Raw genomic sequence first — 24,978 nt, forward strand, 5'->3', positions numbered from 1 at the left:
TCAGAGCGGCTCGATGTCGCCCTCGGCGCGCAGGGCGTGGAACTCGGTCACGAAGGCCGACAGCCGCCCCGCCGCGATCGCGTCGCGCAGCCCCTGCATCAGCTCCTGATAGTAGTGCAGGTTGTGCCAGGTCAGCAGCATGCCCGAGATCATCTCGCCGGCGCGGAAGACATGGTGCAGATAGGCGCGGGAATAATTGCGGCAGGCCGGGCAGGTGCAGTGCTCGTCAAGCGGGCGCGGGTCGTCCATGTGCCGGGCGTTCTTGATGTTGACCTGACCGCGCCGGGTCCAGGCCTGGCCGGTGCGCCCCGAGCGCGAGGGCAGCACGCAATCCATCATGTCGATGCCGCGCTCGACCGCGCCGACGATGTCGTCGGGCTTGCCCACCCCCATCAGATAGCGCGGCCGGTCCTCGGGCAGGAAGCCCGGCGCATAGTCGAGAACGCCGAACATCGCCTCTTGCCCCTCGCCCACGGCAAGGCCGCCGACGGCATAGCCGTCAAAGCCGATTTCCGTGAGTTTCTCGGCACTTTCGGCGCGAAGTTCAGGCGTCACGCCGCCTTGCATGATGCCGAAGAGCGCGTGCCCCGGCCGGTCGCCGAAGGCGTCGCGCGACCGCTGCGCCCAGCGCATGCTCAGCCGCATGCTCTCGGCGACGCGGGTCTCGTCGGCGGGCAGCGCCGGGCATTCGTCGAAGGCCATCACGATGTCCGAGCCCAGAAGCCGCTGGATCTCCATCGAGCGTTCGGGGCTGAGGAAATGCTTCGAGCCGTCGACATGGCTGGCGAAGGTCACGCCCTCTTCGGTCAGCTTGCGCAGGCCCGAGAGGCTCATCACCTGGAACCCGCCCGAGTCGGTCAGGATCGGCTTCGGCCAGTTCATGAACTTGTGCAGCCCGCCCAGCCGGTCGATGCGTTCGGCCGTCGGTCGCAGCATCAGGTGATAGGTGTTGCCCAGAAGGATGTCGGCGCCGGTCGCGGCGACGCTTTCGGGCATCATCGCCTTCACCGTGCCCGCGGTGCCGACCGGCATGAAGGCCGGGGTGCGGATCTCGCCGCGCGGGGTATGGATCACCCCGGTGCGGGCCTTGCCGTCGGTGGCGTGGAGGGTGAAGCTGAATTTCTCGGTCATCCGGGCGCTCCTTTGCCGGCGGGGTGTAGCGCGAAAGCGCCGCCTTGGAAAGGTGGGCGGCAGGCGGCAAGCCTCTTGCCTGACGCAGGGGCAGCGTGCCAGTCTGACCCCGGGGAGTGAGGCAGATGGCGCGAGACGAGGAGGATCGGCGCACCAGGTTCGATACCGGCGAGCTCGGGGCGGTGGCGCATCTCTACCGCGGCGAGGTCTATCGCTCGACGATCTGGCGCACACGGCTCGACACCACGACGAACTGGTCGGTCGTGACGCTCGGCATTGCGCTGTCGATCTCCTTCGCCTCGCCCGCCGCCTCGCCGCTGCCGCTGATCCTGGTGGGCATCCTGATCGTCTTCTTCCTGATGCTCGAGGCGCGGCGCTATCGGTATTTCAACGTCTGGCGGGCGCGCTGTCGCTGGATGGAGCGGCATTTCTTCGCGCCGCTGCTGACCGATGGCGAGCAGCATCTGGAGACCGGCTGGCAGAAGGTGCTGGCCGAGGATTACCGCTTTCCGCGCTATCACGTGCCGATGCGGGTGGCGGTCGGGCGGCGGATCCGGCGCAATTACATCTGGATCCTGCTGATCCAGAGCGCGGCCTATGCCGGCAAGCTGATGGTCCACCCCGGGCCGCTGACCTCGACGCGCGAGCTTTACGAGCGCGCCGCGATCGGTCCGGTCGACGGGCGGATCGTGATCGGCATGGGCTGTCTTTACGTGCTGAGCTGGGCGCTGGCGGCGGTGGCGAGCGCCTGGGACGACCGCCGCCGCGCCGCGGGCCGCGCGGGCGACAGCGGCATGGGCTAGCTAGCGCTCGGCCTTCTTCTCCCAGCGGCCCGATTCCTCGCTCCAGTATTGCGCGGTCGCGCCGGCGGCGGTGAGCGCCTTCCATTGCGCGCGCGCCCGCCCCACGGCCCGCTCGTCGCGCCCGTCGAACAGGATCCAGACCCGCTGCGTTGCGCCGACCTCGGCCGGATCAACCTCGGCGCCGTCGATCGTCATGATCGCGTCGCGCCCCGCCGGGGCGGGGCTCACCGTCAGCAGCACTGGCTGCAACGCGTCATGCGGCCCGCCCGCCATCCCGTGCGGCAGGAAGCTCTCGTCGCCCTCGAGCCAGAGCCGCTGGTCGAGCCAGTCCATCCGCTCGGCATCGGTGCCGCGCAGCTCGACCTTCCAGCCCTGGGCAAGGGCGCGCGGCAGCAGGCTGGCCACCACCTCTTCCACCGGCGATTGCGTGACGTGGTAGAAGAGCGCAGGCACCTTACGCCTCGAACCGGTCGCGGATCAGCCGGTCGAGGGTCATCACGCCCCAGCCGGTCGGGCCCTTCGGCGCCAGCGCCGTCTCCTTAGGCGGCAGGGCGACGCCCGCGATGTCGATGTGGCACCAGGGCGTGCCCTCGGCGATGAACTTCTTCAGGAAGGCCGCGGCGGTGATCGCGCCGCCGTGGCGGCCGCCGGTGTTCTTGATGTCGGCAAGCCGCGAGGTGATGAGCGCGTCATAGGCCGGCGCCAGCGGCATCCGCCAGGCGCCCTCGCCCTCCGCCCCCGCGGCCTTCAGCAGGTCATCCGCCAGCCGGTCGTCATTCGAGAAGACGCCGGCGTTCTCGTGGCCGAGCGCGACGATGATCGCGCCGGTGAGCGTCGCAAGGTCGATCACCGCCGAGGGGCGGAATTCCTGCTGGGCGTGCCACAGCACATCGGCCAGCACCATCCGCCCCTCGGCATCGGTGTTGATCACCTCGATCGTGTCGCCCTTCATCGATTTCACGATGTCGCCCGGGCGCTGCGCGCGGCCGTCGGGCATGTTCTCGACAAGGCCCACAAGGCCCACGACATTCACCGGCGCGTTGCGCAGCGCGAGCGTGCGCATCACGCCCGCGACGACCGCGGCGCCGCCCATGTCCATCGTCATCTCCTCCATGCCCGCGCCGGGCTTGAGCGAGATGCCACCGCTGTCGAAGCACACGCCCTTGCCGACGAGGGCGAGCGGCGGCACCTCGATCGCCTCGCCGTTCTCGTCCTCGGCGGGCTGCAGGCCCGTCCAGCGCATCACCACCACCTTCGAGGGGCTGTCCGAGCCCTGCCCCACGGCGAGCAGTGCCCGCATGCCAAGCGCGGCAAGATCGTCCTCTTCGAGGATCTGCACATCGAGACCAAGCTCCTGCATCGCGGCCAGACGGGCGGCGAAATCGTCGGTGGTCAGAATGTTGGCGGGTTCGTTCACCAGATCGCGGGTGAAGAAGATGCCCTCGGCAAGCGCCGCATGGGGGGCCGCCTCGGCCGCCACCGCCTCGGGCTTCGCCACCATCATCTCGACCGCGCCGAAGGGTTTGCGCTCCTCGCTGCGGTAATCGAAACGATAGGCGCGCAGCGCAAGGCCGAAGGCCAGCTCGGCCGCGCGCGGGTGGTTCTCGGCCAGCACCAGAAGGTCGGTGCCGCCAAGGGCGCGCCCGATCGCGGCCCCCGCCTTGCGCGCGGTGGCGACCGGCGCACGCCGGGCGAGCTTCACCAGCTGCAGCGCCTCGCAGGCGAGCCCAGAGGGCCAGGCGAGTTCCATCGACTCGCCCGCCTTCAGCTTGTCCCAGGCCTCGGAGGCGAGCGCGCGGCCAAGCGCGCCGCGGGTCAGCCGCTCGATCCGCCGCGCGGCGGGCGAACGCCCGGCCCCGGGCGCGACGACAAGCGCGATGCGCCCGTCCCGCGCGGCCAGCGCGTCGAGATCGGATTCGCTGAAACGGATGGCGACGGGATGGGTCATGGCGGCTCTCTCGAAAGGGTGATCGGCGCAAAGCCTAACGGCGTCGGCGGAAAATGAAAAGCCGCGGGAGGCGGGGCTTTCGCGCCGGCGGCCGACGGGGTAGACAGGGCGAAACTGCCGGGGGTGCGCGTGACGAGACTGGACCGATATCTGCTGTCACAGCTGATGGCGCTGTTCGGATTCTTCGCGCTGATCCTCGTCTCGGTTTACTGGGTGAACCGGGCCGTGCTGCTGTTCGACAAGCTGATCTCGGACGGCCAGACCGCCTGGGTGGTGCTCGAGTTCACCGCCCTGACCCTGCCCAATGTGATCCGCCTGGTGCTGCCGGTCGCGGCCTTCGCGGCGACGATCTATGCGGTCAACCGGCTCAGCGCCGACAGCGAATTCGTGGTGATGCAGGCAACCGGCGCCTCGCCCTGGCGGCTATCGCGCGCCGTCGCCGTCTTCGGACTGATCGTCGCGGTGCTGATGATGGTGCTGGTGCATGTCCTGGTGCCGGTCTCGCGCAGCCAGCTGTCCGCACGGCAGGCGCAGATCAACGAGAACGTCACCGCCCGTTTCCTGACCGAGGGCAGCTTCCAGCACCCGGTCGACGGGGTGACGATCTACATCCGGCAGATCTCCGACCTTGGCGAGCTGCTCGACCCCTATCTGGTCGATGCCCGCTCGAAGACGCAGCGCACCACCTATATCGCGGAAAAGGCGCTGATCGTGCGCTCGGACAGCGGGCCGAAGCTGATCATGTTCGACGGCATGGCGCAGACCCTGCGGCTGAGCGACCACAGCCTCGCCGTCACCCGCTTCTCGGATTTCACCTATGACATCGGCGCGCTGATCGGGGCGCCGGTGAAGGAGGTCACGAACTGGGACGAGGTGCCGAGCTGGCGGCTGATCGCGCCCTCGGCCGATCTTCTGGCCGCGACCGGCGGCAGTGCCGCCGAGGCCTGGCAGATCCTGAACGACCGCATGGCACAGCCGCTGCTGGCGCCGGCGGCCGCGGTGCTCGGCTTTGCCGCGCTGATGCTCGGCGGCTTCTCGCGCTTCGGCATGTGGCGGCAGATCGCCCTCGCCATCGTCGGGCTGATCGTGCTGCAGTTCCTCACCAATGCCGTCGACAGCGCGATGCGCGGCAAGCCCGAGCTCTGGGCGATCGCCTATCTGCCGGCGGGTGTGGGCGCGCTTGCCTCGGCGCTTCTGCTGTGGTGGGCGGGGCGCCCGCGCAAGCTCTGCCCTGGCCGGGAGGCGCGGGCATGACGCTGTCGCTCTATATCGCGCGCCGCTTCCTGCGCGCCTTCGTGATGGTCGCGGCGACCTTCTGGGGCATCCTCTTCCTGATCGAGATGGTCGAGAAGATCCGCTCCTTCAGCGCCGCCAAGGTCGGCCTTGCACAGGCGGCGCTGCTGGCCGGGCTGTCGGTGCCGGCCTCGCTCTACACCATCCTGCCGCTGGTGATGATCCTCGCCGCGGTGGCGCTGTTCCTGGGCCTTGCGCGCTCGTCCGAACTGGTGGTGATCCGCGCCTCGGGGCGCTCGGCGCTGCGCATGCTGGCCGCGCCGGTGGTGGTGGCGCTGCTGCTGGGCGTGCTGATCGTCGCCGTCGGCAACCCGATCGTCTCGGCCACCTCGAAACGCTACGAGGAGCTCGCCGGCCGCTATCGCGCGACCGGGGTGCAGGCCGTGTCGATCGGCCAGGAGGGCGTGTGGATGCGCCAGGGCATGGGCGGCGACAATGCCGGCGAACAGGCCGTGATCCGCGCCTCGCGCGCCAATCTCGACGCGACGCGGCTCTTTGACGTGACCTTCCTGATCGTCGATCCGAAACGCGGCCCGGTGCGCCGCATCGATGCGGACGAGGCGGTGCTGACCCGCGGCGCGTGGGAACTGACCAAGGTCAAGGACTGGCCGCTCGGCAGCTCGACCAACCCCGAGCGCGACGCGACCCGTGCCGACACGCTCAGCCTGCCCTCGGACCTGACCGCCGAGCGCATCCGCGACAGCTTCGGCACCCCCTCGACCGTGCCGATCTGGCAATTGCCGGACTTCATCCGCGGGCTCGAGAATGCCGGCTTCTCGGCGCGCCGCCATCTGGTGTGGTTCGAGATGGAGCTGGCCCAGCCCCTGGTGATGGCGGCGATGGTGCTGATTGCCGCGGGCTTCACCATGCGTCACAGCCGGCTGGGCCGGACCGGGGTGATGGTGCTGCTGGCGCTGGCCGCGGGGCTTGGCGTGTTCTTCCTGCGCAATGTCGCGCAGGTTCTGGGTGACAACGGGCAGATCCCGGTGGCGCTGGCCGCCTGGGCGCCGCCGGCGATCGCGCTGATGCTGGCGCTGGCGCTGATCCTGCAGGAGGAAGACGGCTGATGAGGAACGGGCTGATTGCCGCGCTGCTCGCGAGTGCCGCGCTGACCCTGCCACCGAGCGCCCGGGCCGAGACCCCGGCCACCGCGCCCGGCACCGATGCGCAAGGCGCCGCGCCCGGCGGCTATACCGTGGCCGAGGCCGATCAGGCCGCGACGCTGCTGGCCGACCGCATCGTCACCACTGCCGACAACCGGCTGGTGGCCGAGGGCGCGGTCGAGGTCTACTGGAAACAGAACCGGCTGACCGCGCGCCGCGTCACCTATGACCAGACCACCGAGACCCTGACGATCGAGGGGCCGATCCGGCTGGTCGAGCCCGGCCAGACCGGCTCGGTGATCGTCGCCGATCAGGCCGAGCTGTCGCGCGATCTGCAGAACGGCGTGATGATCGGCGCGCGGATGGTGATGGCGCGCGAGCTGCAGCTGGCCGCGAACCGGATCGACCGCAAGGACGGACGCATCACCACCCTGACCGAGGTCGTCGCCTCCTCGTGCCGGATCTGCGCCTCGGACCCGACCCCGCTGTGGGAGATCCGCGCCCGCAAGATCACCCATGACAGCAACACCAAGCAGCTGCATTTCGAGGGCGCACAGTTCCGCGTGATGGGCGTGCCGCTCGTCTGGCTGCCGAAGCTGCGCATGCCCGACCCGACGGTGACGCGGATGTCGGGCCTGCTGCGGCCGAGCTTCCGCACCACGTCGAGCCTAGGCGCGGGGCTGAAGCTGCCCTATTTCATCGCCCTCGGGCCAAGCGCCGACCTGACCGTCACGCCCTATCTGTCGAGCTCCTACACCCGCACGCTCGGGCTGCGCTATCGTCAGGCCTTCGACAGCGGCACGATCAACGCCGAGGGCGCGCTCAGCCGCGACAGCATCCGCAAGGGCGAGAACCGCGGCTATCTCTTTGCCGACGGCACCTTCAAGCTGCCCTCGGATTACACCCTCGGGCTGCAGCTGAAGGTGGTCACCGACCCGTCCTATCTGCTGAACTACGGCATCACCGAGGATGACCGGCTGTGGTCGGGCGTCACCCTCGAGAAGGTGCACCGCAACGAGATGATCTGGCTGCGCGCCGGCAACACCCATTCGATCCGCTCGGGCGAGAGCAACTCGACCGAGCCGATGCTCTCGGGCGATTTCAGCTGGACCCGGGTGATCCGGCCCGCGACGATCGGCGGCGAGGCGACGATCGACTGGTCGCTGCACGCGCATCGCCGCTCCTCGGACATGACGGTGGACGGCATCGACGACAGCGACACCGTCTCGGACGGGCGCGACACGCTGCGCTCCTCCTTCGTCGCCGACTGGCGCCGGCAATGGCTGCTGTCGGGCGGTGTGCTGGCGGCGATGCAGGCCGAACTGGCGGGCGACGCGGTGATGGTGCGGCAAGACGAGGTCTGGGCCGGCGACACGCTGCGCGCGCTGCCGACCGTCGGGGTCGAGCTGCGCTGGCCCTGGGTCGCCACCTCGGGCCGCGCGGCGCAGGTGCTCGAGCCGATCGCGCAGATCGTGTGGAGCCCCGGCAACCTGAAACAGGTGGCGAACGAGGACAGCCTGCTGACCGAATTCGACGAGGGCAACCTGTTCTCCTTCTCGCGCTACCCGGGCGGGGATGCGCGCGAACAGGGGCTGCGGGCGAACCTCGGGCTGAGCTGGACGCGGCACGACGCCTCGGGCTGGTCGCTCGGCGTCACGGCGGGGCGCGTCGTGCGGGTCACCGACACCGACCAGTTCCCGACCGGCTCGGGCCTGTCGGGGCGGCGCTCGGACTGGCTGCTCGCCACCCATCTGACCACCGCCGAGGGGCTGACGCTGTCGAACCGGGCGCTCTTCGACAACGATTTCGGCTTTTCGCGCGACGAGCTGCGGCTGGCCTTCGCGGGCGCCAAATACCAGATCGCGGCAGGCTATCTGTGGATGGATGCGAGCGAGACCGAGGGCCGGCTCACCGACACCTCCGAGCTGCTGCTCGAGACCGGCTGGAGCTGGACCGGCGGCTGGCGCTCGATCTTCTCGACGCGCTACGACTTCACCGCCGAACGCGCCGCGCGCGCCGCGATCGGGCTGGAATATGCCAACGAGTGCATGGTCGTCGATCTTTCCCTCTCGCGTCGCTTCACGTCCTCCTCTACTGTGAAGCCGGAAACCGACTTCGGTCTCTCGGTGCAGCTGGCGGGCTTTGGCGGCGCGACGACAAGCAGCACGACCACGGGCAGCAGCGCGACACGCGTGTGCCGCTACTGAGCGAGCGAAGACACGCCCCGGCGGGGAGCGACGGGGCAGGAACGGAACGGATGACGGACGAAAGACGGATGAGGATGAGGATGCGACTGACCCCGCTTCTGGGCATGGCGCTCGCGCTCGGGCTGACGGTGACGGATGTGGCGGCCCAGGCGGCCACCACCAGCCCCTTCGCGCCGGTGATCCTCGTGAACGGGCTCGGCGTGACCGGCTACGAGATCGAGCAGCGGATCCGCTTCATGCAGCTGCTGCGCCAGCCCGGCGACCTGCGCAAGGAAGCCGAGAAGTCGCTGACCGAGGACCGGATCCGGGTCTGGGCGGCGAAGCAGGCGGGCATCACGCTCGAGAAGGACGCGGTCACGCAGGGCATGAGCGAATTCGCCGGCCGCGCCAACCTGAGCACCGAGCAATTCGTCGCCGAGCTGGCGAAGGCCGGCGTCGATGAGCCGACCTTCCGCGACTTCGTCACCGCCGGCCTGCTCTGGCGCGAGCTGGTCAAGCAGCGCTTCGCGCCGCGGGTGCAGATCTCGGACAGCGACATCGACCGCGCGATGCTGATGGAATCGAGCCGCGGCGGCGGCACCCGCGTGCTGATCTCCGAAGTCATCCTGCCGGCCCCGCCCGGTCAGGAGGCCGAAGCCCATGCCGCGGCCGAGAAGATCTCGCAGCTGCGCAGCGAAAGCGCCTTCGCCGAGGCGGCGCGACAGATGTCGGCGGCCTCGACCCGCGACAATGGCGGCCGGCTTGACTGGATGCCACTCGACAACCTGCCGCCGGCGCTGCGCCCGATCCTGCTGAGCCTGAAGCCCGGCCAGGCCTCGGCGCCGATCGACCTGAATGGCGCCGTCGCAATCTTCATGATGCGCGGCCTCGACGAGCATGGCCCCGCCAGCACCCGGCCGCAGACGCTTGGCTATGCGACGCTCGCGCTTGGCCCGGCGGGCTCCGAACAGGGCGCGCAACTGCTGCAGAAGGCCGCCTCGGCAAAGCGCTGCGACGACCTTTACTCCGTGGTGAAGGGGCTGCCCGTGTCGCTCGTCACCCGGCCCGATCCGGCGCCGCAAGGCGCGCTGCCGAAGGATATCGCGCTGGCGCTGGCCGGGCTCGACATCGGCGAAACGACGATTCTGACCCGTGGCGCGGGGCAGGAGCTGCTGATGCTGTGCTCGCGCGAGGCGGCGGTCGACGAGGCCAAGGGCGAGACCGCGCCGAACCGCGATGCGGTGCGGTCGCGGCTGCAGAACGAGCGTATCGGCAGCTATGCCGACAACTACCTCGCCGATCTGATCGCCAATGCGGTGATCGTGCGGCCATGAGCGCAGCACGGGAAGACGCGGCGCACCGGCCGGTGATCGTCAGCTGCGGCGACCCCTCGGGCATCGGCCCCGAGATCGCCGCGAAGGCCTGGGAAATCCTTGGCGCGGCGCTGCCCTTCGTCTGGGTCGGCGATCCGGCGCATCTGCCGCGCGGCACCAGGATCCGCGAGATTGCCGAACCCGCCGAGGCGATGCTGCATGCGGGCTCGGCCCTGCCGGTGCTGCCGCATGCCTTCCCGGCCGCGGCGCTGCCCGGCCAGCCCGATCCGGCCAACGCCACCGCGGTGATCGAGGTGATCGCCCGCGCCGTCGAGATCGTGCGCGCGGGCGAGGGCAGCGCGCTGACCACCGCCCCGATCCACAAGAAGGCGCTGCATGACGGCGCGAATTTCGCCTTCCCGGGCCATACCGAATACCTCGCCCATCTGGCGGGGGGGGCGCGGGTGGTGATGATGCTCGCCGCCGAAAGCGCCACGCCGCCGCTGCGCGTGGTGCCGACGACGATCCATATCGCGCTGAGCGCGGTGCCCAAGGCCTTCACCCCCGAGCTGCTGCGCGAGACCGTGCGGATCACCGCCGAGGGGCTGCGCCGCGATTTCGCGATCGAGAACCCGCAGCTGGCCGTCGCCGGTCTGAACCCGCATGCGGGCGAAGGCGGCGCGATGGGGCACGAGGAGCTCGACTGGATGAACGACACCCTCGCCGGGCTGCGTGCCGAGGGCTTTGCCGTCGCCGGGCCGCTGCCGGCCGACACGATGTTCCACGCCGGGGCGCGGGCGCGCTATGACGCGGCGATCTGCGCCTATCATGATCAGGCGCTGATCCCGATCAAGACGCTCGATTTCGACGGCGGGGTGAATGTGACGCTCGGCCTGCCCTTCGTGCGCACCTCGCCCGATCACGGCACCGCCTATGACATCGCGGGCCAGGGCCGCGCCAATCCGGCCAGCCTGATCTCGGCGCTGAAGATGGCGGCGAAGATGGGGGCCGCGCGGGCGCGCTGACGTGCTTGCCGTTGCCGCCCGGGGACAGTATGCCCGGGCGCGACGCGGCCGGGGGCCGTGAGACCGGGGGCCAGCCCCCGGACCCCCGAGGTATTTGCGGCAAGATGAAGGAACGGATCATGGCGGCGATCGACGGGCTTCCCCCTCTGCGCGAGGTGATCCGCGACCATGAGCTGGTGGCGAAGAAGAGCCTTGGCCAGAACTTCCTGCTGGATCTGAACCTGACCGCCAAGATCGCGCGCGCCGCGGGCGATCTGAGCGGCTGCGACGTGCTCGAGGTCGGCCCCGGGCCGGGCGGTCTGACCCGCGGCCTCCTTGCCGAGGGCGCGCGCCGGGTGCTTGCCGTCGAGAAGGACAGCCGCTGCCTGCCGGCGCTGGCCGAGATCGCGGCGCATTACCCGGGCCGGCTGGAAGTCATCAACGGCGATGCGCTGGAGATCGACGTGCGCGCCCATCTGACGCCGCCGATCCGGATCGCCGCGAACCTGCCCTACAACGTCGGCACCGAGCTGCTGATCCGCTGGCTGACGCCGCCGGACTGGCCGCCGTTCTGGGACAGCCTGACGCTGATGTTCCAGAAGGAGGTGGCCGAGCGGATCGTGGCAAAGCCCGGCTCCAACCATTACGGGCGGCTGGCGCTGCTGGCGCAATGGCGCTGCGAGGCGAAGATCGTGATGGTGCTGCCGCCCGAGGCCTTCACCCCGGCGCCGAAGGTGCATTCGGCGGTGGTGCATCTGCGCGCCCTGCCCGAGCCGCGGTTCCCGGCCGATCCGAAGGTTCTGGAACGCGTCGTCGCCGCCGCCTTCAACCAGCGCCGCAAGATGCTGCGGGCCGCGCTGAAGGGCGTGCATCCGAACATCGAGGCGCTACTCGAGGAGGCCGGCATCGCGCCGACCGAGCGGGCCGAACGTGTCTCGCTCGAGGCATTCTGCACCCTCGCCCGGCTCGTCGCCCGCGGCTGAGCGCAAAAAGGCGAAGGCCCCGCAACGGATTGCAGGGCCTTTCGGACTTTCGGAAAATCTGGAAACCGGGCTCAGTCGCCCGAGGGCGCCGCCGGAGCCTCGGCCGGGGCGGCATCGCCCTGCCCGTCGGCCTTGTCGCTCTTCTTGCTGCGCGACGAGGTCGAGCGGCTGCGCGAGGAGGAGGACGAGCGGCTGCGCGGTTTCTTCGGCGCGGGCTCGGCGCCCGCTTCGGCGCTGTCCTCGACCTGAGGTGCGGGCGCGGCCGGTGCCGGCGCGCTTTCGGCCTGCCGCTCGGGCGTCAGCACGAGGCCCGGGCCGTCATCCTCGGTCGCGAAGGCTTCGGGCATCGCCGTGCCTTCCTCGATCCGCGGTTCGCGCTCGGGACGCTCCTGCCGGTCACGGTTGCCGGTCTGGCCGCCGTTCTGACCGCCCTGCTGGCCGCCATTGCCGCCCTGCTGCGGGAAGCTGCGTTGCCGCTCTTCCTGCTCGCGCGCCATCTCGCGCTGCGCCTCGCCCAGCATCCGGGTGTAATGCTCGGCATGCTGCAGGAAGTTCTGCTCGGCGACGCGGTCGTTGCCAAGCTGCGCATCCCGCGCCAGCGCGAGATACTTGTCGATGATCTGCTGCGGCGTGCCGCGCACCTTGCCCTCGGGGCCGGAGCTGTCGAACACCCGGTTGATGATGTTGCCGATCGAGCGCTGACGGTTCGACTTATTGCGCGAACGGGATTTGGAAGATCTCATGGGCCTTCGTCTGTTGAGCCCCTCGGGGGCGCTGAAGTCCGGGCCACGATCGGATTGAAGGATCGGGCCCGCCAGGGGTGCGGCCGGTCTGTCCGGGCGATGCCCGTGAACCGTCTGACCCGCAGTGGAGAGCTGAGCCGTGCGGGGGATCGAATTTCCGTCCTGCACGGGAACGACTAAGCATTTCACGCGCGCCCGTGCAAGCCGGAAATTGCAAAACGGCGCCGTTTCGCGCAGGAAAAGCGCCGAAACCAGCCTCAGACGCAGCCGCAACCGCCCTCTTGCGCCGGCTTGCGGCCGATCACCACACGGTCGCGGCCATCAAGATCGCGGCGGATCTCGATCCGCTCGAAGCCCTGCGCGGCCAGCAGCTCCGAGACCGCGGCGCCCTGCGTCGGGCCGATCTCGAACAGCACCCGCCCGCCCGGCAGCAGCCGCGCCCCGGCGCCACGCGCGAGCGCGCGATAGGCGTCAAGCCCGTCGCCGCCCGGGGTCAGCGCGCCGCGGGGTTCCCAGTCGCGCACCTCGGGGGCAAGGCCCGCCATTTCCGCCTCGGCGATATAGGGCGGGTTCGAGACGATCAGGTCGAAGACCCCGCTCACCCCGGCGAACCAGTCCGAGCGGAGCAGCCGCACCCGCGCCGCAAGCCCGAGCGCCGCGGCGTTCTCGCCCGCAACCGCAAGTGCTGCCTCGGAAAGATCGGTGCCGGTGCCGGTGGCGAAGGGCATGTCGGCAAGCAGGCTGAGCAGGATGCAGCCGGTGCCGGTGCCAAGGTCGATCACCCGCGCGAAGGGCTCCTCGAGCGCCGCGGCGACCAGCAGCTCGGTCTCGGGGCGCGGGTCGAGCGTGTCGCGGGTGACGCGGAATTCGTGCCGCCAGAACCGGCGCCGGCCGGTGATCTGTGCGACCGGCTGATGCGCCGCGCGCGCCGCAAGCGCCGCATCGAAGGCCGCCTGCTGATCGGCGGTGATCTCGTCGCCCAAGGCCATCGTCAGCCGCTCGGGCGCGACGCCAAGCGCATGCGCCATCAGCCGGCGCGCATCGCCCGCCGCCCCCTCGATCCCGGCGGCATTGAGCGCCCGGGTGCCGAGAACCAGGGACTCCTGCGCCCTCATCCCTCCATCTCCGCCAGCCGCGCCGCCTGATCGTCGGCAATCAGCGCGTCGATCACCGTGTCGAGATCGCCGTTCAGGATCTGCGTCAGGGAATAGAGCGTCAGGTTGATGCGGTGATCGGTCATCCGCCCCTGCGGGAAGTTGTAGGTGCGGATCCGCTCGGAGCGATCGCCCGAGCCGACCTGCGCGCGCCGGTCGGCCGAACGCTCCGAGGCCAGCCGCTCGCGCTCCATCTCGTAAAGCCGCGCGCGCAGCACCGCCATCGCATTGGCGCGGTTCTGGTGCTGTGACTTCTCGGAAGAGGTGACGACGATGCCGGTCGGCAGGTGGGTGATGCGCACCGCCGAGTCGGTGGTGTTCACATGCTGCCCGCCCGCGCCCGAGCTGCGCATCGTGTCGATGCGGATGTCGCCCGCCGGAATGTCGATGTCGACCTCCTCGGCCTCGGGCAGCACCGCGACGGTCGCGGCCGAGGTGTGGATGCGCCCGCCCGCCTCGGTCTCGGGCACGCGCTGCACCCGGTGCACGCCGCTTTCGTATTTCATCCGGGCGAAGACGCCCTCGCCCTCGATCCGCGCCGTGGCTTCCTTGACCCCGCCAAGCTCCGAGGGGGTCAGCTCCATCAGCTCGAAGCGCCAGCCCCTGGTCTCGGCATAGCGCTGATACATGCGCAAAAGGTCGCCCGCGAACAGCGCCGCCTCGTCGCCGCCGGTGCCGGGGCGGATCTCGAGGATCGCCGGGCGGGCATCGGCCGCGTCCTTGGGCAGAAGTGCCAGACGCAGCGCCTGCTCCATCTCGGGGATGCGGGCGCGCAGCCGCGGCAGCTCTTCCTCGGCCAGCGCCTTCATCTCGGGGTCGGTCAACCAGCCCTCGGCCTCGGTCACATCCTCGAGCGCCTGGCGATAGGCGGCGATTTCCTCGACCACCGGGCGCAGCTCGGAATATTCGCGCGACAGCGCCGCGATCTCGGCAGGTGCGGTGGCGACGTTCAGCTTCGCCCCGACAAAGTCGAAGCGCTGCGTGATCTGGGCAAGTTTCTCGAGCGGGACCATGCCGCGGATGTGACGTTTTCATCTCTCCGGGTCAAGCCCCGCGCTCTTTACCTTTGCCGGGCATTCCCTATATAAACGCTCGACTTTCGCAGATGCGGGTTCGCCATGACCATCGAAGACCAGACGCCCCTCGAGGGCACGCCGCTCATCAAGCCCTCGACCACCGACCATCCGCTGTTCGACGCCGTGGTGGAGGCCTGCCGCACGGTCTTCGACCCTGAAATCCCTGTGAATATCTACGATCTGGGCCTTGTCTACACGATCGAGATCAACGCCGCGAACGAGGTCGAGATCGTGATGACCCTGACCGCGCCGGGCTGCCCGGTGGCGGGCGAGATGCCCGAATGGGTGCAGAACGCGGTCGAGTCGGTGCCGGGCGTGCAGGCGGTGAATGTCGAGATGACCTTCCAGCCGCAATGGGGCATGGACATGATGTCGGACGAGGCGCGGCTCGAACTCGGGTTCATGTGAGCCGCCGGGGCAGAAATCGGGGCAGAAATTCCGCGCTTCCCCCTTGTCGGCCGCGCCGCGCGCGCCAAAATTGAACTCATCCGTTCACTCTGGCGCGCAGGTCGCGCCGCACAAGGGACAGTCTTTCCGATGACCGACACGCTGTTTTCGCCGGGCCAGCTTGGCCAGATCGAGATCGCCAATCGCCTGGTGATGGCACCGCTCACCCGCAACCGTGCGCCGGATCTGGTGCCGACCGAGCTCACCGTCGAATATTACCGCCAGCGCGCCAGCGCCGGGCTGATCGTCTCCGAGGGCACGCAGATCTCGCCGATGGGCCAGGGCTATGCCTGGACGCCGGGGATCTATTCTCCCGAACAGGTCGCCGGCTGGCGCAAGGTCACCGATGCGGTGCATGCCGCGGGCGGCAAGATCGTCGCGCAGCTGTGGCATGTCGGCCGGATCTCGCATCCGGTGCTGCTGAACGGCGCCCTGCCCGTCGCGCCCTCGGCGCTCTCGGCCCATTCCAAGACCTTCGACGGCACCGGCTTCGTCGAGACGGTGACGCCGCGCGCCCTCGAGGCCGACGAGATCCCCGCGATCTTCGCCGATTACGCCCATGCCGCGCGCTGCGCCGACGAGGCGGGCTTCGACGGGGTCGAGATCCACGCCGCGAACGGCTATCTGATCGACCAGTTCCTGCGCGACACCTCGAACACCCGCACCGACGATTGGGGCGGATCGATCGCCAACCGCGTGCGCTTCCTTGCGGGCGTGCTCGAGGCGGTGGTGGGCGTGCTCGGCGCCGGCCGCACCGGCATCCGCCTCTCGCCCTGGTCGAATGCGAACAATGTCGGCCTCGACAGCGACACGCCGGCGCTTGTCGCCGCGGTGGCCGAGGTGCTGAACGCCCATCCGCTCGCCTTCGTCCATGTCGTCGAGGGCCAGACCGGCGGGGCGCGCGATTACCCCGAGGCCGAGCTTGCCGCCTTCCGCGCCGCGCTGACCGCCCCCTATATCGCGAACAACGGCTATACGCGGGCAACGGCACTCGCCGCCGTCGCCTCGGGCGCGGCCTATGCCGTGGCCTTCGGCCGGCCCTTCATCGCCAACCCCGACCTGCCCGCCCGGCTGGCCGCCGACGCACCGCTGAACCCGCTGCGCCCGGCCCTGCTCTATGGCGGCGGCGCGGAGGGCTACACCGACTATCCCGCCCTCGGCTGACCCGTGCGGGGCGGGTTGTCCGCCCGCCCCGCACGCCCTATCTTGGGCCCATCACAGGAGCCGCCCCGATGTTCGCCATTCCCGGAAAACCGCCCGTCACCCTCACCCCCGCCGCCGCCGCGCAGATCGCCCGGCTGATGGCGCGCGAACAGGCCGCGGGCTTTCGCATCGGGGTGAAGAAGGGCGGCTGCGCCGGCATGGAATACACCATGGAGATCGCGCAGGAGGCGGGCCCGATGGATATCGTGGTCGAGGACGGCCCGGCCCGGGTGCTGATCGCGCCGATGGCGCAGATGTTCATGATCGGCACCGAGATCGACTATGAGACCGGCCTGCTGGAATCGGGCTTCAAGTTCCGCAACCCGAATGTGGTCGAGACCTGCGGCTGCGGCGAGTCGATCAAGTTCCGCGAGGCGGACGCCGACTGACACGGCCGACTGTTGGCGTTATCATCCGCGGGCGCGGCGCTTTGCGCCTTCCCCAGCCCCGGCCCCTGCCCTAATCTGGCGCAAACATGGAGGGGCGGATGCGCAGAAAACTCGCGGCAGGCAACTGGAAGATGAACGGCGTCACGGCGAGCCTCGCCGAGGTTGACGCGCTGATCGCGGCCCATCCGACGCCGCGCTCCGAGGTGCTGCTGTGCCCGCCCGCGACGCTGGTCGGGCAGATGGCGGCGCGTGCCGCGGGCCGCATCGCGGTCGGCGGGCAGGATTGCCACATGAAAGCCGCGGGCGCGCATACCGGCGACATCGCCGCCGCAATGCTCAAGGATGCGGGCGCAAGCCATGTCATCCTCGGCCATTCCGAGCGCCGCGCCGATCACGCCGAGACAAATGCGATGGTGCGCGCCAAGGCCGCGGCCGCGCGCGAGGCGGATCTGGTCGCGGTGATCTGCGTCGGCGAGACCGAGGCCGAACGCGACGCGGGCGCGACGCTCGAGGTGATCGGCCGCCAGCTTTACGATTCCACCCCCGACGGCGCCACCGGCGCGAATACGGTGATCGCCTACGAGCCCGTCTGGGCGATCGGCACCGGCCGCACGCCGACGCTCGAACAGATCGCCGAGGTGCATGATTTCATGCGCTCGGAACTTGCCGGCCGCTTCGGCGCCGCCGAGGCCGGCAAGATCCGCCTGCTCTACGGCGGCTCGGTCAAGCCCTCGAACGCGAAGGAGATCTTCGCCACCTCGAACGTCGACGGCGCGCTGGTTGGCGGGGCCAGCCTGAAAGCCGCGGACTTCGGCGCGATCCTCGCCGCGCTCGACGAGGCCTGAAACAGGAAGGGGGCGCTGCCCCCTCTTGGCTGCGCCAATTCACCCCCGAGGTATTTCCGGCAAGGAGAAAGCACGACGTCTTTCTCTTCCAATATCCGCAACACTCCCGGGGGTGAGGGCAGCGCCCCCTGTCGCGCTCACAGCGGCAGCAACGTCGTCGACTTGATCTCTTCCATGCTCAAAAGCGCGGTGACGTTGTAGATCTTCACCTCGGAGATCAGCGCCTGATAGAAGGCGTCATAGGCGCGCGCGTTCTGCACCCGCACCTTCAGGATGTAATCGATGTCGCCCGCCAGCCGGTGCGCCTCGAGCACCTCGGGCCGCTCGCGCAGGGTGCGCAGGAATTTCTGCTGCCACTCCGCCTCGTGCTCCGAGGTGCGGATCAGCACGAAGAAGCAGGCCTCGAGCCCGAGCGCCTCGGGGTCGAGGATCACCGTCTGCCGGCCGATCACGCCCTGCTCCTTCATCCGCCGAATCCGGTTCCACACCGGCGTCTTCGAGGAGCCGACCTTGCGCGCGATCTCGTCGAGCGACTGGCTCGCGTCCTCCTGCAGCTGGAAGAGGATTTTCCGATCCATCTCGTCGATCCGGACAGCCATTCCGCTTTTCTCCTTCGGTCGGGAAATTGATGCCACTCGGCGCAGGATGCGGAACAGATGTCCTTATCTGCGCGGGTGACTGGCAGGATACCGGGAAAATTTCCTATATTCCAGACAGGAAAACACGTCGCCGGAGGCCGCCATGAGCCGCAAGTTCACCCCGAAAGTCGTCACCGCCAATGATCTGCGCATGGGCGACGTGGTCTACATGACCGCGGCGGGCAGCTGGACGCGCGACCATGCCGAGGCCGAGCTGATCGAGGACGAGGCGCATGGCGAGCTGCGGCTGCTGGCGGCGCTCGGCCAGCCGGGCATTGTCGTCGGCCCCTATCTCGCCGAGGCGCGCGCCGGCGCGAACGGCCCCGAACCCGTCCATTTCCGCGAGGTGTTCCGCACCCGCGGCCCCTCGAACTATCCGCACGGCAAGCAGGAGGCGGCCCATGTATAAGTATTCCGACTTCGACGAAGCCTTCGTGCGCGAACGCGCCGCGCAGTTCCGCGGCCAGGTCGAGCGCCGCCTGTCGGGCGCGCTGACCGAGGACGAGTTCCGCCCGCTGCGGCTGATGAACGGGCTCTACCTGCAGCTGCATGCCTACATGCTGCGCGTCGCCATTCCCTATGGCACGCTGCGCGCCGACCAGATGCGCCAGCTCGCCCATATCGCCGAGACCTGGGACAAGGGCTATGGCCATTTCACCACGCGCCAGAACATCCAGTTCAACTGGCCGAAGCTGCCCGACGTGCCCGACATCATCGATGCGCTGGCCGATGTGCAGATGCACGCGATCCAGACCTCGGGCAACACCATCCGCAACGTCACGACCGACGCCTTCGCGGGCGCCGCCGCCGACGAGATCGCCGATCCGCGCCCGGTGGCCGAGCTGATCCGGCAATGGTCGACCGACCATGCCGAGTTCCAGTTCCTGCCGCGCAAGTTCAAGATCGCGATCACCGGCTCGGCCGATGACCGGGCGGTGATCCGGGCCCATGACGTCGGGCTGCAGATCGTCGAGAAGGATGGCGAGACCGGCTTGCGCGTCTTCGTCGGCGGCGGTCTCGGCCGCACGCCGATGGTCGGCCAGGAGCTGCGCGCCTTCCTGCCGAAGGCCGACCTGCTGCCCTATCTCGAGGCGATCGTCTCGACCTACAACCTGATGGGCCGGCGCGACAACAAGTACAAGGCGCGGATCAAGATCACCGTCTTCGAGAACGGCATCGACGCCTTCCGCGCCGCCACCGAAGAGGAATTCGCCCGGATCCGGCCGAGCTTCGAAGGCGTCGACCAAGCGATGCTGCGCGAGATCGAGGCGCAGTTCGCCCTGCCCGACTTCGAGGCGGCGCCGGTCGAGTTCTACGAGCGCGCGCTCGAGGTCGATCCGCTGTTCCGGGCCTGGGCGGGCCAGAACCTGACCGCACATCGCCGCGCCGACCACGCGATCGTCACCGTGTCGCTGAAGGCGCATGGGCAAACCCCCGGCGACGCCTCTGCCAGCCAGATGCGGGTGCTGGCCGATATCGCCGAGCGCTACGGCTATGGCGAGCTGCGCATCAGCCACGAGCAGAACGTCGTGCTGCCGCATCTGCGCAAGGCCGATCTGCCGGCGATCCATGCGCAGCTGCTGCGCGCGGGGCTGGCCACGGCGAATGTCGGGCTGCTTTCCGACATCATCGCCTGCCCCGGCATGGATTACTGCGCGCTGGCCACCGCCCGCTCGATCCCGGTCGCGCAGGAGCTCGCCACGCATTTCCGCAAGATCGGTCTCGAAGAAGAAATCGGCGCGCTGAAGATCAAGATCTCGGGCTGCATCAACGCCTGCGGCCATCACCACGTCGGCCACATCGGCATTCTCGGCCTCGACCGCGCCGGGGTGGAGAACTATCAGATCACCCTTGGCGGCGACGCGGGCCCCGCGACCACGATCGGCGAACGGGCCGGTCCGGGCTTTGCCTATGACGAGGTCGTTCCGGCGATCGAACGGATCCTGCGCGCCTATCTGGCGCTGCGCAGCGACCGCGCCGAGAGCTTCATCGAGGCGTTCCGCCGCCTCGGCCCCGCGCCGTTCAAGGAGGCGCTTTATGGCGAGGCACGGGATGCTGCCTGACATCACCACCCGGGTCGCCGGGCTCAATGACCGCTACCGCCACCACGCGGCCGTCGCGGTCATGGAGAAGGCGCTGAAGGACCCCGACACCGGGGAAGTGGCGCTGGTCAGCTCCTTCGGGGCGGAATCGGTGGTGCTTCTGCACATGGTCTCGCTGATCGCACCGGGCACGCCGGTGATCTTCATCGACACGCTGATGCTGTTTCAGGAGACGCTCGACTATCAGCGCGAGGTGTCGCGACAGCTTGGCCTGACCGATGTGCGCACGATCACCGCCGCGCAGGCGATGCTCGACCTCGAGGACCCGGACGGCACGCTGCACCAGTTCAACCAGGACGCCTGCTGCGCGCTGCGCAAGACGGTGCCTCTTGAACAGGCACTGTCGGGCTTTGATGCCTGGATCACCGGCCGCAAGCGCTATCAGGGCCAGACCCGCGCGACGATCGACTTCTTCGAGGTGGAGACGCCGACGCGGATGAAGATCAACCCGCTTGCGCATTGGGGCCGCGAGGATCTCGAGGAATACATGGTGCAGAACCGGCTGCCGCGGCACCCGCTGGTGGCGCAGGGCTATCCCTCGATCGGCTGCGCGCCCTGCACCTCGAAGGTCGCGCCCGGCGAGGATCCGCGGGCCGGACGCTGGCGCGGCTCGCAAAAGACGGAATGCGGCATCCATTTCATCGGCGGCAAGGCCGTGCGCCTCAAGAACGGCACGCAAGAGCCTGACAACAAGGAGAAAGTTGCATGAGCGTGATCGTGCGCGACGACGGCTTCCACGCCGATGACTTCACCGGCGATGTCGTCGAGATCGCCCCCGACACCCCGTCCGAGGAGCTTGCACAGCGTGCCCTGGGCGCGGCGCTGGTGCGCATCGCCTTCCCGTCCTTCTCGGACGGGCGCGGCTTCACGCTGGCGCGGCGGCTACGGGCGGCGGGCTATACCGGGCGGCTGCGCGCGGCGGGCCATGTGATCGCCGACCAATATGCGATGGCGCGCCGCTCGGGCTTTGACGAGGTCGAGATTTCCGAGGCGCTGGCCGAACGGCAGGGCGCGGAACAATGGCTTGCCCGGGCCGATTGGCGCGCGCATGATTACCGCGCCCGGCTGCAGCGCTGACCCGCGCGGGTTGACAGATCGCCGCAGCCCGGCAATTTGCCTTAGATCAAGGCCGACCGCAGAGGATTGAGATATCTGCGGCTCATGTTTATTCGCGCCCCGGGTCCTCCTCCCCGGGCCCAACCGAACGAGATGCCAGACGTGACCCAGACTGCGACGATTCCGCCCGTGAAGCACCTGCCCGACGCCCAGACCGTGACCGATGTGAAGCACTGGACCGACCGGCTGTTCTCCTTCCGCGTGACGCGGCCGCAGTCGCTGCGCTTCCGCTCGGGCGAATTCGTGATGATCGGGCTGATGGGCGACAACGGCAAACCGCTGCTGCGCGCCTATTCGATCGCCTCGCCCGCCTGGGACGAGGAGCTTGAATTCTACTCGATCAAGGTGCCGGACGGCCCGCTGACCTCGAAGCTGCAGCACATCGGCGTCGGCGACGAGATCATCTTGCGCCCGAAGCCCGTCGGCACGCTGGTGATCGACGCGCTGCTGCCCGGCAAGCGGGTGTGGTTCCTGGCGACCGGCACCGGCATCGCCCCCTTCGCCTCGCTGATGCGCGAGCCCGAGACCTACGAGAAGTTCGAGGAAGTGGTGATGATGCACACCTGCCGCACCGTCGCCGAACTCGAATACGGCAAGGAGCTGGTCGAGAGCCTGAAGGACGACCCGCTGATCGGCGAACTGGTGGGCGACAAGCTGAAATACTATCCCACCGCCACCCGCGAGGAGTTCCACCACCGCGGCCGCATCACCGACAACCTGATGAGCGGCAAGGTCTTCGAGGATCTCGGCATCGCGCCGATGGATGCCGAGCATGACCGCGCCATGGTCTGCGGCAGCCTTGCCTTCAACAAGGACGTGATGGCGGTGCTCGAACATTACGGGCTGCGCGAGGGCGCGAATTCCGAGCCGCGCGAATATGTCGTCGAGAAAGCCTTCGTCGGCGACGGCATCTGAGCACGGATCGGCAGAGGGCGACAGGCGACGGGTGCGTCCCCCCGCGGCCTGCTCCGCCTCTCCGCAAACGAAAAACGCCGCCCCTCGGGGCGGCGTTTCGCTGTCTGGGCTGCGGCCCGGTCTCAGAGACCAAGCGCAACCTTCACCTGCTCGACCGTCGCCGCGACGAGGTCGGGGTTCGTCTTCGCCGCCGCGACCGCCGCCTTGAGCGAGGTCTTGCTTTCAGCCGAGAGCGACGAGGCGTCGATCATCGCGCCGACCTTCTCGGCATCGAAGCCCTCGACGGTCAGCGCCGAGGCGTCGGCGCCCGCACCGGTGCCCGCAGCGGCGGCATTGGTCGCGGCCGTGGCCGCATCGCTCACCGCCTGCGCGGCGGCCGAGGTCGCGGCGGCGGCCGATTGCGCGGCCTGGGTCGCGGCATCGCTTGCCGCCCCGGTCGCGTCCGAGGCCGCGGTCTTGGCGGCATCGACGGCCGCACTTGCCGCCTGGTTCGCGGCCGAGGCCGCGTTGGAGGCCGCGCCCGCGGCCTGGGTGGCGGCGTCGCTGGCCATGTCCTTGGCCGCGTCAACCGCGGCCCCGGCGGCGGTGGTCGCCGCGCTTGCGGCATCGCCGGCGGCCTTCGTCGCCGCGGCCGCGGCCTCGGCCGCGGTCTTCGCGGCATCCTCGGCGGCGGTGGCAGTGCTGTCGGTGGTACCCTTCTCGACCGCGCCGGTCACCGCCTTGGCGGCCTCCTCGGCATCGGTCACCGCTTCGGTCGCGGCCTTCTGCCCCTCGGGCGACCGGGTGACATACCACGCCCCCGCAGCGATCGCGGCAACGACCACGACCAGGCCCAGAACCTTCTTCATGTTTCTCTCCCTTCGGTTTCGAAACGAATGCGATGCCCGCTATATGGACATCCGCGGCGCCCGGGCAAAGGCACAACCCGCCCCGCCTGCCCGCTTGACAGCCAGATCCGGCCGTTCGGGCGGAAAACCGCTGATTCCGGTTGAAAGCCGCGGCTGCGGGTCCTATTTTGCGCGCCATTCGACTTGGCCGCAGAAGGATCACAGCCATAGCCCGCAGACCGCACAATGCCCCGCCGCAAAGAGACACCGGCCCGAGGATCAACGACCGGATTCGAGCGCCCGAAATCCGCCTGATCGGGGCGGACGGCGAGAACGTGGGCGTCGTGACCCCGGCGCGGGCGCTCGCGATGGCCGAAGAGGCCGGGCTGGATCTGGTCGAGATCTCTCCGACGGCGGTGCCGCCGGTGTGCAAGATCATGGACCACGGCAAGTTCAAGTACGAGCAGCAGAAGCGCGAAGCCGAAGCGCGCAAGAAGCAGAAGATCATCGAAATCAAGGAAGTGAAGTTCCGCCCCGGGACCGACACCCATGACTACGAGGTCAAGATGCGCTCGGTGATGCGGTTCCTCGAGGATGGCGACAAAGTCAAGGTCACCCTGCGCTTCCGCGGCCGCGAGATGGCGCACCAGGGTCTCGGGCTCGAACTGCTGAACCGCGTCGCCGCCGATGTCGGCGATGCCGGCAAGATCGAGTCGATGCCGAAGCTCGAGGGCCGGCAGATGGTGATGATGATCGCCCCGAAATGAGCCCGCGCCACCTGGCGTGAGCCGGCGAAGGGCCCTCCGGACGGGGGGCCTTTTCCTTTTGGCCGCGGCGCCCCCGACTCGCCCTTTCGTGAGGCGGCGTGATTTGCCCCCGGAGGGGCATCGTGGGAGCATTCGGCAACACGAAGATGAGGACAGGACAGAACATGGCACGGATCATTCTCAGCCGCCGCGCGGCACTCGCGGCGGGGGCTGCATCGCTTTTCGCCCCGGCGATTGCGCGCGCCGGCACGCAGGACATTCCGATGGCCGATCAGCCGGCGATCGTCGCGCCGCAGATGCGCGCGAACATCTCGTCCTTCCGCGAGATCGACTGGCGCGACCATTTCGACCGGCTCGACCGGGTGACGCTGATCGCCGACACGGTGTCGAAGGCGCTGCACTACTGGGCCGTCGATGGCGCGGATTACCGGCTCTATCCGACCTCGGTGCCGAAAAGCCCCGAGCTGACGCGGACCGGCTATACCGAGATCGTGCGCAAGAAGATCGGGCCGAGCTGGACCCCCACGCCCTCGATGATCGCCGCGGACCCCTCGCTGCACGCGATGCCGCCCGGACCGGACAACCCGCTCGGCACCCATGCGATGTATCTGAGCTGGCCCGCCTACATCATCCACGGCACCCATGACACCCGCAAGATCGGGCGCAAGAGCTCGTCGGGCTGCATCGGGCTTTTCAACGAGCAGATCGAGGAGCTTTTCGGCCTGTGCCCGATCGGCACGCAGGTGAAGCTGATCTGACTTGGCATGGGCCAAAAAATAAAGCGCTGCGGGAGGGAGGCCCGCAGCGCATTGTTGAACCCGACGAGGGAGAACGTCCAAGGTTCGGTCAGGTTCCGCCGGCTTGCGCCGTGTTTCAGGGAGATCAGGAACCTGATGCGTTTGTTCTACGCGGCGGTGCAGCGGGCAACGTTGATCCAGATCAAGATTTCCGGGGCGCAGGCTGCGACATTTTGACGGCCCGCGCGCGAGGCC

At 69.0% G+C, this 24,978-nt stretch carries 26 protein-coding genes; 18 read left to right on the forward strand and 8 right to left on the reverse strand.

What is annotated here, in order from left to right; translation table 11 throughout:
• Positions 1–1,131 (reverse strand): tRNA guanosine(34) transglycosylase Tgt, encoded by a 1,131-nt coding sequence (gene tgt / locus DYS74_RS03665; RefSeq protein WP_121531050.1) that lies wholly within the window; start codon positions 1,129–1,131, stop codon positions 1–3.
• A gap of 125 nt (positions 1,132–1,256) precedes the next feature.
• Here tgt and DYS74_RS03670 point away from each other — a divergent pair, with 125 nt between their 5' ends.
• Entirely contained in the window at positions 1,257–1,934 is a 678-nt protein-coding gene (locus tag DYS74_RS03670; protein WP_121531052.1) for a DUF2270 domain-containing protein, read from the forward strand.
• Here the strand turns inward: DYS74_RS03670 and DYS74_RS03675 are convergent, their stop codons facing one another.
• Both DYS74_RS03675 and DYS74_RS03680 read right to left on the reverse strand, forming a co-directional pair.
• Positions 1,935–2,387: a DNA polymerase III subunit chi gene (locus DYS74_RS03675; protein WP_121531054.1), complete on the reverse strand. Its 453-nt coding sequence runs from the start codon at positions 2,385–2,387 to the stop codon at positions 1,935–1,937.
• A gap of 1 nt (position 2,388) precedes the next feature.
• Positions 2,389–3,882 carry a leucyl aminopeptidase gene (locus DYS74_RS03680; RefSeq protein ID WP_121531056.1) on the reverse strand — a complete coding sequence of 498 codons (1,494 nt, stop codon included), beginning with the start codon at positions 3,880–3,882 and terminating at the stop codon, positions 2,389–2,391.
• Positions 3,883–4,011: 129 nt separating this feature from the next.
• On the opposite strand from DYS74_RS03680, the gene lptF reads away from it, so the two are divergent.
• The 6 genes from lptF (at position 4,012) to rsmA (ending at position 11,764) form a co-directional block, all read left to right on the forward strand.
• The gene (lptF, locus tag DYS74_RS03685) at positions 4,012–5,136 is read left to right on the forward strand and encodes an LPS export ABC transporter permease LptF (protein ID WP_121531539.1); all 1,125 of its coding nucleotides are present in this window, start codon (positions 4,012–4,014) and stop codon (positions 5,134–5,136) included.
• Positions 5,133–6,242: an LPS export ABC transporter permease LptG gene (gene lptG, locus DYS74_RS03690; protein ID WP_121531058.1), complete on the forward strand. Its 1,110-nt coding sequence runs from the start codon at positions 5,133–5,135 to the stop codon at positions 6,240–6,242. Before lptF ends, lptG begins: the two co-directional genes overlap by 4 nt.
• Positions 6,242–8,485, forward strand: coding sequence for an LPS-assembly protein LptD (locus tag DYS74_RS03700; protein ID WP_147435440.1), 2,244 nt, complete (start codon positions 6,242–6,244; stop codon positions 8,483–8,485). The genes lptG and DYS74_RS03700 overlap by 1 nt, the downstream gene beginning before the upstream one ends.
• Positions 8,486–8,565: 80 nt before the next feature.
• Positions 8,566–9,798 (forward strand): peptidylprolyl isomerase, encoded by a 1,233-nt coding sequence (locus tag DYS74_RS03705; protein WP_183077446.1) that lies wholly within the window; start codon positions 8,566–8,568, stop codon positions 9,796–9,798.
• Positions 9,795–10,802, forward strand: a complete 1,008-nt coding sequence (pdxA, locus tag DYS74_RS03710) for a 4-hydroxythreonine-4-phosphate dehydrogenase PdxA (protein WP_121531064.1) — start codon at positions 9,795–9,797, stop codon at positions 10,800–10,802. The genes DYS74_RS03705 and pdxA overlap by 4 nt, the downstream gene beginning before the upstream one ends.
• 119 nt (positions 10,803–10,921) lie before the next feature.
• Complete coding sequence (rsmA, locus tag DYS74_RS03715; protein ID WP_121531066.1) at positions 10,922–11,764, forward strand: 16S rRNA (adenine(1518)-N(6)/adenine(1519)-N(6))-dimethyltransferase RsmA; 843 nt, start codon at positions 10,922–10,924, stop codon at positions 11,762–11,764.
• 71 nt (positions 11,765–11,835) lie between these two features.
• Here the strand turns inward: rsmA and DYS74_RS03720 are convergent, their stop codons facing one another.
• From DYS74_RS03720 to prfA, 3 genes are all read right to left on the reverse strand, one after another.
• Positions 11,836–12,507: a DUF4167 domain-containing protein gene (locus DYS74_RS03720; protein WP_121531068.1), complete on the reverse strand. Its 672-nt coding sequence runs from the start codon at positions 12,505–12,507 to the stop codon at positions 11,836–11,838.
• A 257-nt stretch (positions 12,508–12,764) separates the two neighbouring features.
• Entirely contained in the window at positions 12,765–13,622 is an 858-nt protein-coding gene (gene prmC, locus DYS74_RS03725) for a peptide chain release factor N(5)-glutamine methyltransferase (protein WP_121531070.1), read from the reverse strand.
• Positions 13,619–14,674, reverse strand: coding sequence for a peptide chain release factor 1 (prfA, locus tag DYS74_RS03730; RefSeq protein ID WP_121531072.1), 1,056 nt, complete (start codon positions 14,672–14,674; stop codon positions 13,619–13,621). The genes prmC and prfA overlap by 4 nt, the downstream gene beginning before the upstream one ends.
• Before the next feature lie 105 nt (positions 14,675–14,779).
• On the opposite strand from prfA, the gene DYS74_RS03735 reads away from it, so the two are divergent.
• The 4 genes from DYS74_RS03735 (at position 14,780) to tpiA (ending at position 17,621) form a co-directional block, all read left to right on the forward strand.
• Positions 14,780–15,145, forward strand: a complete 366-nt coding sequence (locus DYS74_RS03735; RefSeq protein ID WP_121531074.1) for an SUF system Fe-S cluster assembly protein — start codon at positions 14,780–14,782, stop codon at positions 15,143–15,145.
• A 129-nt stretch (positions 15,146–15,274) separates the two neighbouring features.
• The gene (locus tag DYS74_RS03740; protein WP_121531076.1) at positions 15,275–16,348 is read left to right on the forward strand and encodes an alkene reductase; all 1,074 of its coding nucleotides are present in this window, start codon (positions 15,275–15,277) and stop codon (positions 16,346–16,348) included.
• A 68-nt stretch (positions 16,349–16,416) separates the two neighbouring features.
• Entirely contained in the window at positions 16,417–16,776 is a 360-nt protein-coding gene (locus DYS74_RS03745; protein WP_121531078.1) for a HesB/IscA family protein, read from the forward strand.
• 98 nt (positions 16,777–16,874) lie between these two features.
• On the forward strand, positions 16,875–17,621 hold the full coding sequence (gene tpiA / locus DYS74_RS03750) for a triose-phosphate isomerase (protein ID WP_121531080.1): 747 nt from the start codon (positions 16,875–16,877) through the stop codon (positions 17,619–17,621).
• A gap of 137 nt (positions 17,622–17,758) precedes the next feature.
• Here the strand turns inward: tpiA and DYS74_RS03755 are convergent, their stop codons facing one another.
• Positions 17,759–18,220, reverse strand: coding sequence for an Lrp/AsnC family transcriptional regulator (locus DYS74_RS03755; RefSeq protein ID WP_121531082.1), 462 nt, complete (start codon positions 18,218–18,220; stop codon positions 17,759–17,761).
• 142 nt (positions 18,221–18,362) lie between these two features.
• On the opposite strand from DYS74_RS03755, the gene DYS74_RS03760 reads away from it, so the two are divergent.
• The 5 genes from DYS74_RS03760 (at position 18,363) to DYS74_RS03780 (ending at position 22,392) form a co-directional block, all read left to right on the forward strand.
• Positions 18,363–18,668 carry a DUF2849 domain-containing protein gene (locus tag DYS74_RS03760; protein WP_121531084.1) on the forward strand — a complete coding sequence of 102 codons (306 nt, stop codon included), beginning with the start codon at positions 18,363–18,365 and terminating at the stop codon, positions 18,666–18,668.
• Positions 18,661–20,322: a nitrite/sulfite reductase gene (locus DYS74_RS03765; protein ID WP_121531086.1), complete on the forward strand. Its 1,662-nt coding sequence runs from the start codon at positions 18,661–18,663 to the stop codon at positions 20,320–20,322. Before DYS74_RS03760 ends, DYS74_RS03765 begins: the two co-directional genes overlap by 8 nt.
• Positions 20,297–21,070 (forward strand): phosphoadenylyl-sulfate reductase, encoded by a 774-nt coding sequence (locus tag DYS74_RS03770; protein ID WP_245965184.1) that lies wholly within the window; start codon positions 20,297–20,299, stop codon positions 21,068–21,070. Before DYS74_RS03765 ends, DYS74_RS03770 begins: the two co-directional genes overlap by 26 nt.
• On the forward strand, positions 21,067–21,438 hold the full coding sequence (locus DYS74_RS03775; RefSeq protein WP_121531088.1) for a DUF934 domain-containing protein: 372 nt from the start codon (positions 21,067–21,069) through the stop codon (positions 21,436–21,438). The genes DYS74_RS03770 and DYS74_RS03775 overlap by 4 nt, the downstream gene beginning before the upstream one ends.
• 132 nt (positions 21,439–21,570) lie before the next feature.
• Positions 21,571–22,392, forward strand: a complete 822-nt coding sequence (locus DYS74_RS03780; RefSeq protein ID WP_121531090.1) for a ferredoxin--NADP reductase — start codon at positions 21,571–21,573, stop codon at positions 22,390–22,392.
• Positions 22,393–22,514: 122 nt separating this feature from the next.
• Here the strand turns inward: DYS74_RS03780 and DYS74_RS03785 are convergent, their stop codons facing one another.
• Positions 22,515–23,240: a hypothetical protein gene (locus DYS74_RS03785; RefSeq protein ID WP_121531092.1), complete on the reverse strand. Its 726-nt coding sequence runs from the start codon at positions 23,238–23,240 to the stop codon at positions 22,515–22,517.
• A 167-nt stretch (positions 23,241–23,407) separates the two neighbouring features.
• Between DYS74_RS03785 and infC the strand changes: the two genes are divergently transcribed.
• Positions 23,408–23,986, forward strand: coding sequence for a translation initiation factor IF-3 (gene infC, locus DYS74_RS03790; RefSeq protein WP_245965197.1), 579 nt, complete (start codon positions 23,408–23,410; stop codon positions 23,984–23,986).
• A 164-nt stretch (positions 23,987–24,150) separates the two neighbouring features.
• On the forward strand, positions 24,151–24,744 hold the full coding sequence (locus DYS74_RS03795) for a L,D-transpeptidase (RefSeq protein ID WP_121531094.1): 594 nt from the start codon (positions 24,151–24,153) through the stop codon (positions 24,742–24,744).
• The last annotated feature ends 234 nt before the right edge of the window (positions 24,745–24,978 follow it).

Source organism: Paenirhodobacter hankyongi, assembly GCF_003664585.1.
GTDB lineage: Bacteria > Pseudomonadota > Alphaproteobacteria > Rhodobacterales > Rhodobacteraceae > Rhodobacter > Rhodobacter hankyongi.